The sequence below is a fragment of the Kytococcus sedentarius genome (genome assembly GCF_041937525.1).
In the GTDB taxonomy this organism is placed as follows: domain Bacteria; phylum Actinomycetota; class Actinomycetes; order Actinomycetales; family Dermatophilaceae; genus Kytococcus; species Kytococcus sedentarius_A.
In genome coordinates this window covers 2,138,661-2,152,936 of record NZ_CP169391.1, presented here as the reverse complement: position 1 = coordinate 2,152,936, position 14,276 = coordinate 2,138,661, and the positions used below count along the sequence as shown (strand labels likewise).

The window sequence follows — 14,276 nt, the reverse complement described above, 5'->3', positions numbered from 1 at the left end:
CTAGCACCGGGTCTAAGGGGAGGCGGCGAATGCGACCTATGGTGCCTCATCGAACTTGGTCGGGCACCGGGGTGGGGTCGGCTGTGGCTAGTCGGTGTTGAGGAGTGCTGGCCGATCGTGCGCGGCGGCGTTGGTTGTCGGGGTTGCGGGGGCCTAGGGCGTTGCGGCCTTGGGGCTTGGCGAGGTGGTTGTGGCCCTCTGATCTGAAGCGTCTCGGGTGTGATGTCGCTTCCTTTCGAGTCCGAGAGGATGTTGTTCATGCCGAAGAAGTTCGATCCCGAGGTGAAGGACCGTGCGGTGCGGATGGTCCTGGACCGTGTCGAGGAGGCCGGGTCGCTCACCAAGGCCGTGGCGTTGGTGTCGCCCAAGGTCGACGTGGGCCGTGAGACGCTGCGCCGCTGGGTCTCGCAGCACCGCGTCGACGCCGGGCTGAAGGATGGTCCGACCAGCGATGACCTGGCCGAGCTGCGTCGCTTGCGTGGGGAGGTAAAGGGGCTCTTCACAAACGAGGGTGTAGTCGGGGCCTGAGTCCGCCAGCTTCGAGGAGTGCTCGGGCGATGTAGTGGGTGAGGTTGCGGAACCCGAGGGCCAGCCCGCGAAGATGCTCAAGTCGTCCATTCACGGCCTCGGTAGGTCCGTTGCTGGTGCGGGGTCGCTCGAAGTAGGCCAGGACATCGCAGACGCGTCTGGCCAGGGTGCGGCCGAGCTTGCGCAGCTCGACCAGCGGTCGGGGCACCCCGTCGGCGAGGGCATCGATCACCGAGCTCATCTCGACGCGGCCGGTGACCCGGTTGGGGTCTCGGTAGGCGGAGATCATGCGCTGGTAGATGCCCCAGGTGCACTCGACCTGGACGTGCCGGTCCCCGGTGAACAGCTTGTCGAGGCGCTCGTGTTGACGGTCGGTGAGCAGGTCGCCGCCGGTGTGCAGGGTCCGGCGCGCCGAGTAGAGCGGGTCGTCCTTGCGGCCGCGGTGCCCGTGCAACTCCTGCTGAACGCGGCGGCGGCACTCATCCAGGGCGTCGCCAGCCAACCGGATGACGTGGAACGGGTCCATGACAGTGACCGCGTCCGGCAGTTCCTCGGTGGTGGCGGTCTTGAACCCGGCGAACCCGTCCATGGCGACGACCTCGATCCCGTCGCGCCAGGCCTGGTCCCGCTGCGCGAGCCAGTCCTTGAACGCCTTCTTGCTGCGGCCCTCGACCACGTCCAGCAGGCGGGAGGGCCCGGTACCTTCCCGGACCGGGGTGAGGTCGATGATGACGGTGACGTACTTGTCGCCCTTCCTGGTGTGCCGCCACACGTGCTCGTCGACCCCGACCGCGTTCACCCCGTCCAAGCGGGACGGGCGGTCGATCAGCAGCCGTTGACCTTCGGCCAGGACGGCGTCGTTGGCGGTGTTCCACGAGACCGCGAGCCCCTCGGCGACGCGGGCCATCGACAGGTGCCCGATCACGATCGCGACCAGGCCCCACCGCAGGCCGGCGCGGGAGATCTTCGCCCGCGGCTCGGCAGCGGCGGTGGTGTCCTGACGCCATACGTGGCCGCACTCGGGGCACCGGTACCGGCGCACGGTGAGCAGCAGCGTGGTCGGGCGCCATCCAAACGGCTCGTGCGCCAGTTCCCTGGTCACGGTGTCCCGCGCAACGCCCTGGCAGCCACACCGGCGGCACCAGTCGCCCGGCTCGACGACTCGGCAGGCGAGCACCGCACGATCAGGTTCGAGCCGTTGGCCGGTGACCTCCAGGCCGAGGTCGTCCAGGCCGGCGAAGGTAGTCAGGTCGGGGCGCGTGAAGGTAGCGTCGGGCACGTCGAGGTCTTCCCGGTGGGTGGCGTAGGAACCCCCATCTTCGGAAGACCTCGACGCCTACCCCGGGACCGACGCGCCAGCGCCCTCTACACCGTCATCTGTGAAGAGCCCCTTTGCCTCCAGAGCGTCTCCCCACGCGTTCGAGGCCTCGCGGAACTCCTCCAAGGACACGTCATCGTCCTCCATCATTCGCCAGAGGTCATGCTCGCGGTCCAGAGGCATCCGCTCCCAGGTGCAGTGCTCCCGCATCACCGCCTCGATCTCGGACTCGACGTCGGGGTAGATGACGGGGTCCGCCTCCGGCTCCGGCCACAGAAGCACCATCTCGGCCAAGTGGATCTCCTCGGCCTGCATCCGGAAGTTGTTCCGCATCCCCACCCTGGTCATGTCATCGGCCTCAGCCAGGGCATACGCGTGCTGGTCCGCGAAGGCGTCCTCCGTGGCCTGCACGGCCTCAGCCACCTGCTCCCCCAAGCTTGTGAAGTACGCATCTGGGTCCTCCAGTTGCGCCGTTCGCTTGGGGAGCCAACGGGTCCAGTGCGCCTTTGCCCTCGCCCCGTACTTGTTCACCACCGCACCTCCGCACTCGCGCACCCGACGGCCGAGCACCCACGCGCTGTCCTCGCTTGCTCGGCCAGCAATGTGCACACGCGCAGCGTCGCCGTGACCCGCCACCAGTCCGGATGACGGGTGACCGGGACCGCAGCCGCCGCGACATGTGCCTCCTGCGTTGCCCTACACAGACATGTTCGCCAGCGCGCTTCCGCCAAGCCCGGAACCACATCCAGGTCGCTGGCGGCATCCTGGATCCTCAGCAGCGCCCAGGCAAGGCCGCCGTTCATGTTCAGCAGCTCATCACGCTTCGGCCACGGACCGTCGCGTCGACAGAGCTGCCGCCACACCAGCTCTTGCGCCTCTCCAGCTCTCCTGTACGTCTCATCCACTGCGTCGATGCTGTTCGTCATGCAGGCAGCCTCACGGAGCCCAAGATCCGCTGGCCGCTGGCGCCACCACGCCTGCGGACCAGCTGTCATCAGCATGGCCTTTTCCACAGGTGAACCAGCGCACCGGCCGGCCCGCGCCATGGACTCTCTGCCATCCCGCAGCCCAGCCCATCACCGTCCCTCCTTCCATGCCCGTTTTTCACACCTCGAAGTGCCACACACCTCTTGCATCCACGGCGCCGTTTATCGTTGTAACGTGTACTTACCGGTGTCCCACAGACAGGAATCTCGTCCCGATGACCAGCCGAACTGGCGACAACATCAACGTCCCCAACCGCCCCGGCCGCCGCCTCCCCGGGCAGCAGGTGACGTGTGGATGGTGCGGCGAAGCGGTGGACGTTCCACGCCGCGGACGCGTGCCGAAGTGGTGCTCCGCCGCGTGCCGTCAGCGGGCGTGGCAGCACAAGAAGGCAGCCGAGTCGGAGCGAGCAGCGGTCGACGTCGTACAGCAGACGGTGGAGGTCTACCGGGGCGAGAAGATCGTGGAGAAGATCGTCCAGGTTCCCGTCATAGACCGGCCGAAGACGGGCGCCGAGTGGGCGCAGGTGCTGCAAAAGTTGTCCTGGACCCTGTCAACCGATCGCCTCGATGAGGCCGACCTACGCCTCATCCACACCCAGCTGAGCTCCGCCGTCGTGGCCTATGAACGGCGCTGGGAGCGGCTCGCTCGGCGCCGGGGCGACCGCCTCTGACACGGCACGAGGGCCCTCATCCGGTGACCAGCCGCGCAGCCGTTACGTCGGCGTTTGCGTCCACCTGCGCAAGCCCAACGCCACCGAGCCCTGATGGCCTGTGGACGACGCACCTCACCCGAGGCCGCGTCCGCGCTCTACTGCCCTTGCCACGTCTGAACAGCAGACGGCCAGACAGTAAGGAGAACCATGGGCAAGGCACGTCGAAGCAAGCTCCAGCGCCGCAGCGCGGCCCTCGTGGAGACCCGACGAGTGGGCGACGAGTTCACCGTCCGCCGCCTGGGCCACCACGAGGACGACCTGCGCCTGGAAGCCACTGACCTCCTGAGGTCAGTGGGCATGACCGACCGAAACGGGGACCTGTATGACCCCCGCGGCTCAACGGTGCACCACAACCTGGCCATCCTCAGCGCAAAGGGCGCCTCCCACGTTCGCAGAGCAGTTCCGGTTGTCATCGCGGCGCTACAGGTAACACGAGTCGTCGGCACGGTGTGGCTTCGTTCGCTTGGTGACGGGGTTTTTGCAGCGCTCCGTGGCGGTCTTGTTGCCGCGATCACGCAGGACTGGCTGCAGGTAGGTGTCGCGGTCTGAACCGAGAGGGGTGCGCCCAGTCGGGGCCGTTTGGATCGCCGCCGCTACGTCAGAGTCCGAAGGCTCCGCCGCTGACGAGGATCACGATGCCGAGGCCGATGAGAACGATGGGGAAGAGGATGTGCTCCCAGCGTTCGAGCACTTCGGCGATCGGGGGGCGGGTGGCGACGAACTTTGCCAGGGCCACCAGGACCGCGACGAGCGCGAGGAAGACGATGCAGTAGGCGACTACTGCGAGAGGTTCCACGCTGAGGAAGACAGGGGTGTAGACGCCGATGTTGTCGCCGCCGTTGGCAAGGGTGACGCCTGCGACTGTCCACACGCCGACCTTCTTGCCGGCAACCTTGGCCTCGTCGTCATCGTCGTCATCGTCTCCGCGCCAGGCCTGCCATGCGGCCCAGAGGCCGAGGCCCAGAGGGATGAGACCGAAGTACGGGATGGCTGCCGAGGGCAGGAATGCTCCGGCACCGATGGTCACCAGGACCGCGGCACCGAGGATGCCGGCGAATCCGAGGTACTGGCCGGCCAGAATGCGGGCGGTAGTGCCGCGCTGGCCTGCCCCTCGCGCGAAGAAGAGGGAGAGCACGATGATGTCGTCGATGTTGGTCGCTGCGAACAGGCCCATCGCCTGCAAGACCGAGGTGAGGGTCATGCGCCCTCCCCAGCTGCGTCGCATCCGGGAAGCGAGCAGGCGGGATCGATGCACGGGGCGTCTTCGTCCACTGCCAGGGTGGCATCGACCAGTGCCGTCAGCGCCTGCGCCAGGTGCGAATCGGCAATCTCATATCGTGTCCGACGACCCTCGGGCTCGGAGACGACGATCCCGCAATCGCGCAGGCATGCCAGGTGGTTGGACACGTTCGGGCGTGTCAGGTCCAGATCTCGGGACAGTTCCGCCGGGTAAGCGGGATGGTCGAGCAGGGTCAAGATGATCCGGGATCGAGTGGGGTCGGCCAGTGCACGACCCAGGCGGTTCATCACGTCGAGACGCGAAGCAATAGTCAGCATGGACTGAACTATACAGCGCGCACTGAACACTCGGTCACAGGCGTCAGCCCAGATCGCATGCCCGTAAGGGGAACCCTCACCGGACACCATGGCGCGGCCACCGGTTCCCCCGGGGCCGCCGTGTCCTGCTCGACCTCTACGGCACGAACCACGACAGCCGGACCTGGCCCGACCCGCAACGCTTCGACCCCGACCGGTTCCTCGGCGAAGAACCCGATCCGTTCGCCTTCGTGCCTCAAGGCGGCGGCGACCCGGCCGTTCACCATCGGTGCCCCGGCGAACCGGTCTCAACACGGCTCATGACCGTCGCATTGGATCAGATGGTCCGAAACATGACCTACACGGCACTGGCGCCGTCCGCTGCCGTCGACTTCGGTCGACTCCCAGCACTACCGACCGACGGCTACCCGATACGGCTCCTCGCGAGGGACACTCCTGCCTGACGCCCGACGTCGTGGCGTTGCGACGTGAAACTGCGACCGCGACGCCGCCGGAACGCACCGAGGCATCTCGGAGCGCTTCTCAGCACGGGTGTTGAAGCAGGGTTGTGACCGGCACGCGAGCTTGAGCGGTCCCGAGCCGGTGACCACCCTGAGCCGGCGCGAGGCTGTCGCCGCGGACAGCGCGCCTGCGCATGTCGTCGGACAGATCCTGGACGCGCAGACGAACGGCGTCGGCTCTCACGCCAGCACCTCGACGTCACTCGACGCGGCGGACCCCGTTCCGCAGGCGGCGAAGGTCACCGCCTGCGGGTCGGTGGTTTCAACCCGGGCTCGGGTGGCCAGACATGCATGAACTGCTCGACCGAGGCCTCCACGCACTCGACCGCCAGGTACCAGACCTCGCGCGGGATTCCGCCAGACCTCACCGAACCTCGCAACTGGCCGCCCGAGGCACGCGTCGAGCGGCAGGAACACGACGGCCTCAAGGGCATTCGCCGCGGTGCTGATCGTCACCACCGGACCAGCGCGCCGGGGCTTACCCCGCGCCAGTACCGCCGTCGTCTCTCGCGGGTCACGCTCCCGTCTCCTGACCGGTGTGCCTGCGCAGTTGCTCCGGGGCCAGGGTGCCCTCGGTGCCGATGCCGTAGTTCGGGCACAGCGCCACGGCGTACCCCGAGGTGGCGAGCAGCCGCTCCGCGGCGTCCAGCACGCCCAGCAGTTCGGGGGCACTGGTCAGCGAGAACATCGAGGCCCGACCCTGCGGCCGGGACACCACCAGGCCGCAGTCCCGCAGGCACGCCAGGTGCGCGCTCACCGTCGACTGCGCCAGCCCCAGGTGTTCCGTGAGGTCACGCACCCGGTGCTCGCCCAGGCTCAGGTGCTGCAGGATCGCCAACCGGGACGGGTCCGACAAACCGTGGAACAACGCAGCCGCCAGGGCCAACCCCCCATCGCGCCCCGGACCTTCGCGGTCGCTCGGGACCTTCGTTGTCATCGACATACGTAGATGTTAATCCTCGCCACCCACGTTGCCTCGGTAGCCGGCCAACCTACAAGAGGGTGACCCAGTAGTCCCAGAAGCGGATGGCGATCAGCGCGGCGATGACCAGGACCCAGGCCACGACGATCGTGCTTGCGTAGCCGCCGACCCAGGGCGGCAGCGCTCCTGCGCGCGACCAGCGGGCCAGGACCGCGACCAGCGCGCTCACCGTCACCACCCAGACCACCATGCAGTACGGGCACAGCGCACCGATGCGGTACAGGCTCTGGAAGATGAGCCAGTGCACGAAAACCGTCCCCAGTCCTGTGCCGACCGTCAGGCCGATCCAGTACCAGGACGGCAGCCGTGCACCGGCCAGCAGGGTCACCGCGACCGTGACGAGCGCGGCGAACCCGGCCACGCCCATGACTGGGTTGGGGAACCCGAACACCTCCGCCTGCGCGGTGCTCATCACCGAACCGCAGCTGAGCAGGGGGCTGATGCTGCAGCTGGGCACGTAGGCCGGGTCAGCGACCAGCCGGAACTTCTCGACCAGCAGCACGAACGCCGCCGACAGGCCGACCGACCCGCACACCAGCAGCACCCACGCGACCGCCGGCATGGACGGTCCAGCCGGCGGCGGCGACGCCCCGCTGGCCGGGTGCGGCTCAGTCGTTGACGGCTGCATCGATCTGGGCGCGGAAGTCCTCCGCAGAGGTCAGCTGCATCGGCTCCCCGTCCAGGAAGAACGTCGGGGTGCCCTGCACGCCCAGCGCCATCCCGTCCTGGCGGTCCTGTTCCACCCGTTGCTGCGTGGCCGGGTCGGCGACCGCGGCGTCGTAGGCCTCTATGTCCAGCCCCAGCTCCTGGGCGAACTGGCGGAACAGCGGCGCCTTGGACTCCTGCTGCTCGCCCCACTCGGGCTGGGTCTGGTACATCCGCTCGTACATGTCCTCGAACCTGCCCTGCTGGGCCGCCGCCTCGACCGCGACAGCAGCGTTCATCGAGTTGGCATGCCCATCGATCGGGAAGTAGCGGACCACGAACGTCAACTCCCCGGCGTACTCCTTTCGCACCTGCTCCACCAACGGGTACGCCGCCAGGCACGCCTCGCACTCGAAGTCCAGGAACTCCACGAGCACCGGCGCCCCCTCACCGGCTTCGTCCAGGACATGACTGTCCTGCCGCACCACCGAGCTGCTCGCACCAGCAGCCTGCGCACCACCGGGCTCCGTCGACGGCTTGGTCACCACGACCGCGACACCCACCACCACGGCGAAGAGGACGAGCAACACTCCAGAGACAACCACGTTCCGCACGGACACTCCCACGAACAGACACCGACCAGGGGCACGGCCGAGGGTGCCTCCGGCACCCAGCCAAGGACCCTAGGCGGTAACCCTGACAAGGACCTGACCAGCACCGCCGAGCCGGCGGCGGCGGGCAGCACCGGAGCGGCGTGCTCGGTGGCGCGCTGCAGCATGTTGGCGATCTTGGTCACGCTGACCACGTCCAGGTCGAGTGAGCGTGAGCACGCGGCCTCCACCGGGTCGGCCCCGTAGCGGCGGACCAGCCCCAGGAGCCGGTACACCGCGCGCATCCGGGTCCAGGGCAGCGGCTCGTCCAGCAGCCGCTCGGCGTGGATGCCGATGCTCGGGCCGTGCGAGGCGCAGGTGGCGATCAGCGCGGTCAGGTCCCGTAGGGCATACCCGGCCCTGTGCTCGGGCAGGTCCGCCCGGTCCGTGGACCGCCGCCCGGGTGCCTGGCGGGGGTGGGTCTTGACCAGGCGCCCGCCGCCGGACCCGCTGGTGTAGAGCTTGACGAGCTCACGGTCGGCGCGAGCGTCCAGGTACTGGCCCAGGTGGGCCTCGGGCACCGAGTACAGCGCCCTGGCGACCTCGACGTGGTAGTCGCGGTGGACCTGACCCGGGTGAAGACCGGCTGGTCATACGGTTGCGGCACCGGCAGCAGCACCGGGGCCTCGACCCGGGTGAACACCTCCACCGGACGCGCCTGGATCGTGCCGTGGATCCGCATCCCGGCACGCACCGAGCACCACTGCTCGGCACGGGCCTGCGCGTCGACCAGGTCGCTGAAGTGCTCCCCGGCCCAGAAGTTGCCGCGCACGAACTGCACCGCCCGCTCGACCCTGGGTTTGTCCTTGGGCGAGCGGACCCTCGCGGGGTCGGTGACGAACCCGGCGTGCTGGGCGTGGTCCAGCCAGCCGGTGGACAGGCGCGGGTTGACCGCGTCGGCGTCGGTCACGACCGGCTTGAGGTTGTCCGGGACCAGGACCTTGAACACGCCACCGAAGAAGGCCCCACGCGGCCTCACAACCCGCGATGACCGCGGTCAGCGTCTGTGAGTAGGTCAACCAGACGAACATGTGCCGGGAGACCACCGCGGTGAAGATCAGCGCGTGCACCTTGCGGCGCCGCCCGTCGGCCGGGTCGACCAGGTAGCCCATGTGGCCGAAGTCGACCTGCAGCTCCACGCCCGGCTCGCCGTCGTCCACGCGGACCGTGGTCTCCCTGGCCCGGTAGCCGCACCGCTCGGTGGCGAACCGGTGCAGCGTCCGGTAGGCCACCACGACGCCCTGGCGGGCCAGGAGCTCCTAGATCTTGACGATCGACAGCGGCTTGGCGTCCTTGCCGTCCCTGGCCACCCAGGAGCGGATCTGCTCCTCGTGCGCGAGCAGCACCTCCCAGGAAGCACCGTGCCCGCCCGGGCGTGCCGGGCCCACCCGGCCGAGCGTTCCAGCCCCGCCTCCTGGGCGGCCTGCACGTACCGGCGCGCGGTCTTGCGGTCGACCCCGGCCCGCTCGGCGACGGTGCGCAACCCCGCACCCTCGAGCCAGCCGCGCAACACTTCTCTGACCTCGATCACACTGACCTCCCTGAATCCCATGCCCACTGGACCTCCACGCCGACGACGCTGACGAGGCGATCCAACGAACCCTCCGAGGCCCCACCAGGCAGGCGCGCCGGGTGGTCCCATGACTGGCAACCCAGGTGGTCCCATGAACCTGGCAGAAAACCGCTCAGAGCGGTCCCATGCTCATGGCAGGCGACACCTGGCCTTGGCGCTCAGGCAGACGGGCTCCCTGCTGGCGCCGGACTTCTACCAGACCATCGAGGTCCCTGGGTCTCGGACCGGCTTGCTGACCAGCAGCTCGTTGGCATGATGGCAGTCGGCATCGGCTATCTGACGGTCATCCTCCTCATGCTGATGGCAGTCCTGGACCGACACCCCCGCGGCGACCGTCCCTCCGGGGCCGGGTCACGGTCGTTGACTGGTGAATACGCGACACGTTTTGCGCGGGAGCCTGGCAGCAGGTCGGAGAAACGCAGGGCCAGGCGGTGACAGACCACGTGCGTCAGCTCGACGGAGTAAGCAGCCGCCGAGAATGCTGGCGAGAGGCTGGGAAGCCACCGTGCTCGCCGCCAGGCGTGGATGACCGGTCCCGGGGGCGGTCGGACTTCATGGCGGTGCCGGTCCAGCAGTCGCCGCACGACGGTAAGGCAGCCGAGGCCCTGCTGCTGCAGACAGAGGGCCGCACCGTCCACTTTGACCGGGGGTCAGACACGCATGCTGCCGGACGGCCTGGTCACGGGCCCAGCATGAGGATGACGATCGGGGCGAGGTACGCCGCCGCCACGAGCACCATGACAAGCATCGTCAGGCATCCTGCCCAGGACCGACCGACCGGTCGATCCCCCTTCGGCGTCACCACCTGCCCGCCGTGGTCCGGACAGCGGAAGCCCGAAGCGCCAGTTCCGTCCCGTTCTCATTCATCTGTGGCCTGCTCTCCTGCGGGCACCACCCGGAGGAAGCGCAGCGTCCGCCGTGAGACCTTCGCTGCGTCGGCCGGCCCCAGGAGGAGCTCCTCCTCATCCTTACCGGACGATACCACCGCAAGTTTTGCCCGCGGAGTCGCATCGGGGCGAACGGTTCACCGGTAGGGTGCGTCGACCTGGGACGCGGGCTGGTTCGGCAGGCGACCCCGCCGGTCCACCGCCGTGCGAGCCTGACTCGCAGATCGTCCCGCCTTCAGCCGGTCAGTGGCGTGCGCTGGAGGTCGCACCGCGCGGAAGCGACATCGTCCCGCGCCGTGCACCGCTGGAGTGCAGCGTGTCGGCGGGTGGCACTTCCGCCCTCGGACGGGACCCAGTCCGGCGGCCTCCGGTGGCACAGCTGTGCGGTCTGGGCACGCTGCCTTCCGGGTGCCGCCGCCACCGTGCCCTTGGTCGGCGCGTACCGTCCTGGAAGGGCGCCACCCTGCCGTGCCGGCGGTCGGACGGGACCCAGTCCGGCGGCCTCCGGTGGCACAGCTGTGCGGTCTGGGCACGCTGCCTTCCGGGTGCCGCCGCCACCGTGCCCTTGGTCGGCGCGTACCGTCCTGGAAGGGCGCCACCCTGCCGTGCCGGCGGTCGTTGGGGCTGATGGCCACGCAGGGGCGCGGACTCTCACGGAGGCAAGCGGACTCACTTGAGAATCCCACCGGAGCAGTCGGCGCTAGGTCCGGTGAAGCCGGTCCTGTTGATGGCCCACAGCCATCCGCAGCAGGCCAAGGACCACGACGAGCGCGGCGGCGGGGACGACCCAGGGGCCGGTGCGGACGGTGAGCGTCTGCTCCGTGCGCAACGGCAGCTGCCCGACGAGGGTGGCCTGCGTGTACGGGACTGTGCGTTCGTGAACGACGCCGTCTGGGGTGATGAGGCCGGACACACCGACGTTGCTGACGTGCGCGATGGAGCGTCCGTACTCGACGGCGCGGACCCGGGAGATCGCCAGGTGCTGCGCGGACTGGTCGCCATCGCCGAACCAGGCGTTGCTGGTGGGGACCACGAGCAGCTGTGCCCCACCCTTGACCAGGTCGCGGACGGCGCGGTCGACGACGATCTCGAAGCAGATGGCCAGTCCCAGGTTGACCGGCCGGCCCGTGCCGAGCGGGACCGACATCACCCCAGGGCGGTCGCCGGCGCTGAGGTCATCGATCCGGTCGACCCATGGGCTGAGATGCCTCAGGAACGGTCGCAGCGGCATAATCTCACCGAACGGCGCCAGGTAGACCTTGCGGTACGTCTGGTCCAGCCCGTATCGGGGCAGGTAGCTGAACACCATGTTGGAGGCAGAACCAACCTCGCCCTGTCGGGAGAGGCCGCCGAGCACCACCGGTGCCCCGACGGCCTCGGCCGCCGACATGATCCGGTCGCTGGTCGCTGACCGGACACGTGGGTCGAGGGGGTCCCGGTCGGTAGCGCCCTCAGGCCACACAACTAGGTCCGGAGGCGCAGTGTCGCCGTTGGCGACCCTGCCCGCCAAAGCCTTCGTGGCGTCGGCGTACCGATCCAGGATTACCCCCGGTTCTGCCGTCAGGGTCCGGGAGAAGCCTTCGGGAAGATCTCCCTGGACCGCAGCCACGGTCACGTTCTCCCCCGCCGTCGGACGTGGCACCAGAAGGGGAGCAGCCACGAGGACCACAGCACCCACCAGAGCAGCGGCGGCGCGCCCAACCTGCCTCCCGCCGGGCGCCAGGAACCGCTGCAGGGCCACAGCAAGAAGGCCCCCGATGAGAGCTATCAGGAGACCTAGGCCGGGGACGCCGACGAGGCTGACCGCGCCGAGCATCGGCGAGTCGGCCTGGCTGAAACCGAGCCGGGCCCACGGGAAGCCACCGAACGGGGTAACCGATCGTGCCCACTCCATCAACACCCACGCGGCCGCACCGAGGAGTGGGCGAATGTTGCCGGCGCGCTGCAGCAGTGCCAGCAGAGCACCGAGAGCAGCCGGATAAAGGGCCGAGACCACGCTCATGGCGAGCCACGCCGGCCCGCCGGCGTAGGTGCCGGCCCAGGTGAACATCGGCGTGAACCACGCCAACCCCAGCAGCAGACCGGACAGAGCACCCGCCCACCACGTCGCGCCAGCGGTGGCCAGCGCCAGACCGGCACAACCGACGACCGCCAGCCACCACACGTCATGCCCCGGGAACGCCAGCCACAGGCAGACACCGCCCATCAGCCCGAGCACCAGCCGGGCACCGAGCACCAGCGGGAACGTGCCGAGACCCGTCCGGACCGGACGGGCCAGCCTATGCATGCGCGGCATGCTCGCGGTCGGGGTGGCCGGGTGGTTCGAGCTGGAAGGTGGAGTGCTCGATGCTGACGTCGAAGTGGTCGGCCACGCAGTCCTGCAGACGGGCCAGCATCTCGGCGGCGTGACCGTCGGTGAAGCACTCCTGGTCCAGGACGACATGGGCGGACAGGACGGGCAGGCCGGTGGCGATGGTGGAGGCGTGCAGGTCGTGCACGTCCTGCACGTGCGGTACCGCCAGCACGTGTGCGCGGACGTCGGCCAGGTCCAGCCCCTTGGGGGTGGACTCCAGCAGGATATGGCCGGCCTCCCGCAGGATCGTGACGGCCCGCGGCACGATGAGCGCGGCGATGAGCATGCCGGCGATGGCGTCGATGCGGACCCACCCGGTGGTGGTGATGACGAGCGCACTGATGATGACGGCCACCGACCCCAGGGCATCGTTGACGACCTCCAGGAACGCGGCGCGCATGTTGAGGTTCGCGCCGCGTCCGGAGCTGAGGACCAGCATGGAAGCGATGTTGCCGACCAGGCCGACGATGCCGAAGACGAGCAGGCCGGTGGAGCTGACCTCGTGCGGCTCGTAGAGGCGGCGGACGCCCTCGACGAAGGCGTAGATCCCGACACCCAGGAGCACGGCCGCCTGCGCGCCGGCGGCGAGGACCTCGGCCCGGCGGAACCCCCAGGTCCGCTCGGGCGTCGGTGGCCGCAGCGCCAGCGACGCGGCGACCAGCGCCATGCCCAGCCCGGCAGCGTCGGTGAGCATGTGCCCGGCGTCCACCAGCAGGGCCAGGGAGCCGGTCCACACGGCTCCGACCACCTCGGCGACCAGGATGGTCGCGGTGATCGCGAACGCGACCGCCAGCCGGCCCCGGTGCGTGGTTACGGTCCCGTGGTCGTGACCTGCGCTCATACGTCAGCTCCTTGCATACCAGCCGAGTCCGCCTCGGGAGCCGGTGATCGCCGAGGTGTCAAGGATGTCGCGGCCGGTACGCACGCTCGGGTCGTTCGCCAGCCGGATTCTTGGCAGTCCACCATGACACCTTTCCGCCCAACAGCAGCTCGGGGCCCCCGCACAGTACGGTGGCTTCCTTCGCCACGAGGTCGAGGCGCACTCGCCAGCCGTGCGTCGGTCTTCCCCGCAGGGGCTGGCGGAGCGGCGCGGCACCGACGGGCGGCAGGCCCCCACCCGTACCCTACCGTCGCCTCCTCGCGGGTCACCCTCTGGTCTCCTGGCCGGCGTGGGGGCACGGTCAGCACGTCCAGGAAGCTCGAGCGCACGTGAGCGCGCAGATCGAGGCCGGGCCCGTCGGCCGGGACACCACCAGCCCGCGGGCGCGCCAGGTGCGCCCTCACCGTCGACCTCGCCAACCCCTGGAGCTGGATGAGGTCGCGCACCCCGCGCTCACGCTGACGGGCTGCAGGGTCACGGGCCGTGAGAGGTGCGACGGGCCGCAGAGCGGCGCCGCGGCCACGCCGAGATCTTCGGCCGGCGCGGCATCCTCGCGGCGTAGTCGTGTTGGTTGGTGTCATCGTGATATCCCGATGCTACGGTATCGGCGGCTAAGATCGTCACTTAGCGCTTCTAGCGGGAACCTTGATGAAACCGTGACCCTTATCGACACCGGGAGATGCGCGGAGCGTCGGACGTACGCA

15 protein-coding genes and 1 pseudogene are annotated in these 14,276 nt (G+C 69.2%); 4 read left to right on the top strand and 12 right to left on the bottom strand.

Annotated features, from left to right (window positions below):
• Window positions 1–258 precede the first annotated feature (258 nt).
• Window positions 259–528 (top strand): transposase, encoded by a 270-nt coding sequence (locus tag ACEY2A_RS10060; protein ID WP_374928446.1) that lies wholly within the window; start codon window positions 259–261, stop codon window positions 526–528.
• Here ACEY2A_RS10060 and ACEY2A_RS10055 read toward each other — a convergent pair.
• Genes ACEY2A_RS10055 through ACEY2A_RS10045 form a run of 3 tightly spaced genes read right to left on the bottom strand, consistent with a single transcriptional unit; the run spans window position 500 to window position 2,772 of the window.
• On the bottom strand, window positions 500–1,807 hold the full coding sequence (locus ACEY2A_RS10055; protein WP_374928445.1) for an ISL3 family transposase: 1,308 nt from the start codon (window positions 1,805–1,807) through the stop codon (window positions 500–502). The genes ACEY2A_RS10060 and ACEY2A_RS10055 overlap by 29 nt on opposite strands.
• A gap of 57 nt (window positions 1,808–1,864) precedes the next feature.
• Window positions 1,865–2,380 carry a hypothetical protein gene (locus tag ACEY2A_RS10050; protein WP_374928444.1) on the bottom strand — a complete coding sequence of 172 codons (516 nt, stop codon included), beginning with the start codon at window positions 2,378–2,380 and terminating at the stop codon, window positions 1,865–1,867.
• Window positions 2,374–2,772 carry a hypothetical protein gene (locus tag ACEY2A_RS10045; protein WP_374928443.1) on the bottom strand — a complete coding sequence of 133 codons (399 nt, stop codon included), beginning with the start codon at window positions 2,770–2,772 and terminating at the stop codon, window positions 2,374–2,376. The genes ACEY2A_RS10050 and ACEY2A_RS10045 overlap by 7 nt, the downstream gene beginning before the upstream one ends.
• Window positions 2,773–3,047: 275 nt before the next feature.
• Between ACEY2A_RS10045 and ACEY2A_RS10040 the strand changes: the two genes are divergently transcribed.
• Window positions 3,048–3,503: a hypothetical protein gene (locus ACEY2A_RS10040; RefSeq protein ID WP_143827390.1), complete on the top strand. Its 456-nt coding sequence runs from the start codon at window positions 3,048–3,050 to the stop codon at window positions 3,501–3,503.
• 189 nt (window positions 3,504–3,692) lie between these two features.
• Window positions 3,693–4,094 carry a hypothetical protein gene (locus ACEY2A_RS10035; protein WP_374928442.1) on the top strand — a complete coding sequence of 134 codons (402 nt, stop codon included), beginning with the start codon at window positions 3,693–3,695 and terminating at the stop codon, window positions 4,092–4,094.
• 49 nt (window positions 4,095–4,143) lie between these two features.
• On the opposite strand, the gene ACEY2A_RS10030 is transcribed toward ACEY2A_RS10035, so the two are convergent.
• A complete protein-coding gene (locus ACEY2A_RS10030; RefSeq protein WP_015780454.1) occupies window positions 4,144–4,746 on the bottom strand; it encodes a cadmium resistance transporter in 603 nt (200 codons plus the stop codon).
• Window positions 4,743–5,102 carry a helix-turn-helix transcriptional regulator gene (locus tag ACEY2A_RS10025; RefSeq protein WP_075867919.1) on the bottom strand — a complete coding sequence of 120 codons (360 nt, stop codon included), beginning with the start codon at window positions 5,100–5,102 and terminating at the stop codon, window positions 4,743–4,745. The genes ACEY2A_RS10030 and ACEY2A_RS10025 overlap by 4 nt, the downstream gene beginning before the upstream one ends.
• A 104-nt stretch (window positions 5,103–5,206) precedes the next feature.
• Between ACEY2A_RS10025 and ACEY2A_RS10020 the strand changes: the two are divergent.
• Window positions 5,207–5,545: pseudogene (locus ACEY2A_RS10020) on the top strand (cytochrome P450); the annotation flags it as partial.
• Window positions 5,546–6,116: 571 nt separating this feature from the next.
• Here ACEY2A_RS10020 and ACEY2A_RS10015 read toward each other — a convergent pair.
• From ACEY2A_RS10015 to ACEY2A_RS09985, 7 genes are all read right to left on the bottom strand, one after another.
• Complete coding sequence (locus tag ACEY2A_RS10015; RefSeq protein WP_015780465.1) at window positions 6,117–6,545, bottom strand: helix-turn-helix transcriptional regulator; 429 nt, start codon at window positions 6,543–6,545, stop codon at window positions 6,117–6,119.
• A 49-nt stretch (window positions 6,546–6,594) separates the two neighbouring features.
• Complete coding sequence (locus ACEY2A_RS10010; RefSeq protein WP_015780466.1) at window positions 6,595–7,146, bottom strand: vitamin K epoxide reductase family protein; 552 nt, start codon at window positions 7,144–7,146, stop codon at window positions 6,595–6,597.
• A gap of 46 nt (window positions 7,147–7,192) precedes the next feature.
• Window positions 7,193–7,819, bottom strand: coding sequence for a DsbA family protein (locus ACEY2A_RS10005; RefSeq protein ID WP_374928441.1), 627 nt, complete (start codon window positions 7,817–7,819; stop codon window positions 7,193–7,195).
• Complete coding sequence (locus tag ACEY2A_RS10000; RefSeq protein WP_237699539.1) at window positions 7,771–8,400, bottom strand: hypothetical protein; 630 nt, start codon at window positions 8,398–8,400, stop codon at window positions 7,771–7,773. The genes ACEY2A_RS10005 and ACEY2A_RS10000 overlap by 49 nt, the downstream gene beginning before the upstream one ends.
• Window positions 8,401–9,138: 738 nt before the next feature.
• Complete coding sequence (locus ACEY2A_RS09995) at window positions 9,139–9,267, bottom strand: hypothetical protein (protein WP_374928440.1); 129 nt, start codon at window positions 9,265–9,267, stop codon at window positions 9,139–9,141.
• A gap of 1,772 nt (window positions 9,268–11,039) precedes the next feature.
• Window positions 11,040–12,626 carry an apolipoprotein N-acyltransferase gene (lnt, locus tag ACEY2A_RS09990; protein ID WP_374928439.1) on the bottom strand — a complete coding sequence of 529 codons (1,587 nt, stop codon included), beginning with the start codon at window positions 12,624–12,626 and terminating at the stop codon, window positions 11,040–11,042.
• Complete coding sequence (locus ACEY2A_RS09985; RefSeq protein WP_374928438.1) at window positions 12,619–13,533, bottom strand: cation diffusion facilitator family transporter; 915 nt, start codon at window positions 13,531–13,533, stop codon at window positions 12,619–12,621. The genes lnt and ACEY2A_RS09985 overlap by 8 nt, the downstream gene beginning before the upstream one ends.
• Window positions 13,534–14,276: the final 743 nt, after the last annotated feature.

Coding starts and splice junctions, on each gene's coding strand:
- ACEY2A_RS10060 (WP_374928446.1), top strand. CDS start 259: ATGCCGAAGAAGTTCGATCCCGAGGTGAAGGACCGTGCGGTGCGGATG.
- ACEY2A_RS10045 (WP_374928443.1), bottom strand. CDS start 2,772: ATGACGAACAGCATCGACGCAGTGGATGAGACGTACAGGAGAGCTGGA.
- ACEY2A_RS10040 (WP_143827390.1), top strand. CDS start 3,048: ATGACCAGCCGAACTGGCGACAACATCAACGTCCCCAACCGCCCCGGC.
- ACEY2A_RS10035 (WP_374928442.1), top strand. CDS start 3,693: ATGGGCAAGGCACGTCGAAGCAAGCTCCAGCGCCGCAGCGCGGCCCTC.
- ACEY2A_RS10030 (WP_015780454.1), bottom strand. CDS start 4,746: ATGACCCTCACCTCGGTCTTGCAGGCGATGGGCCTGTTCGCAGCGACC.
- ACEY2A_RS10025 (WP_075867919.1), bottom strand. CDS start 5,102: ATGCTGACTATTGCTTCGCGTCTCGACGTGATGAACCGCCTGGGTCGT.
- ACEY2A_RS10015 (WP_015780465.1), bottom strand. CDS start 6,545: ATGTCGATGACAACGAAGGTCCCGAGCGACCGCGAAGGTCCGGGGCGC.
- ACEY2A_RS10010 (WP_015780466.1), bottom strand. CDS start 7,146: ATGCCGGCGGTCGCGTGGGTGCTGCTGGTGTGCGGGTCGGTCGGCCTG.
- lnt (WP_374928439.1), bottom strand. CDS start 12,626: ATGCATAGGCTGGCCCGTCCGGTCCGGACGGGTCTCGGCACGTTCCCG.
- ACEY2A_RS09985 (WP_374928438.1), bottom strand. CDS start 13,533: ATGAGCGCAGGTCACGACCACGGGACCGTAACCACGCACCGGGGCCGG.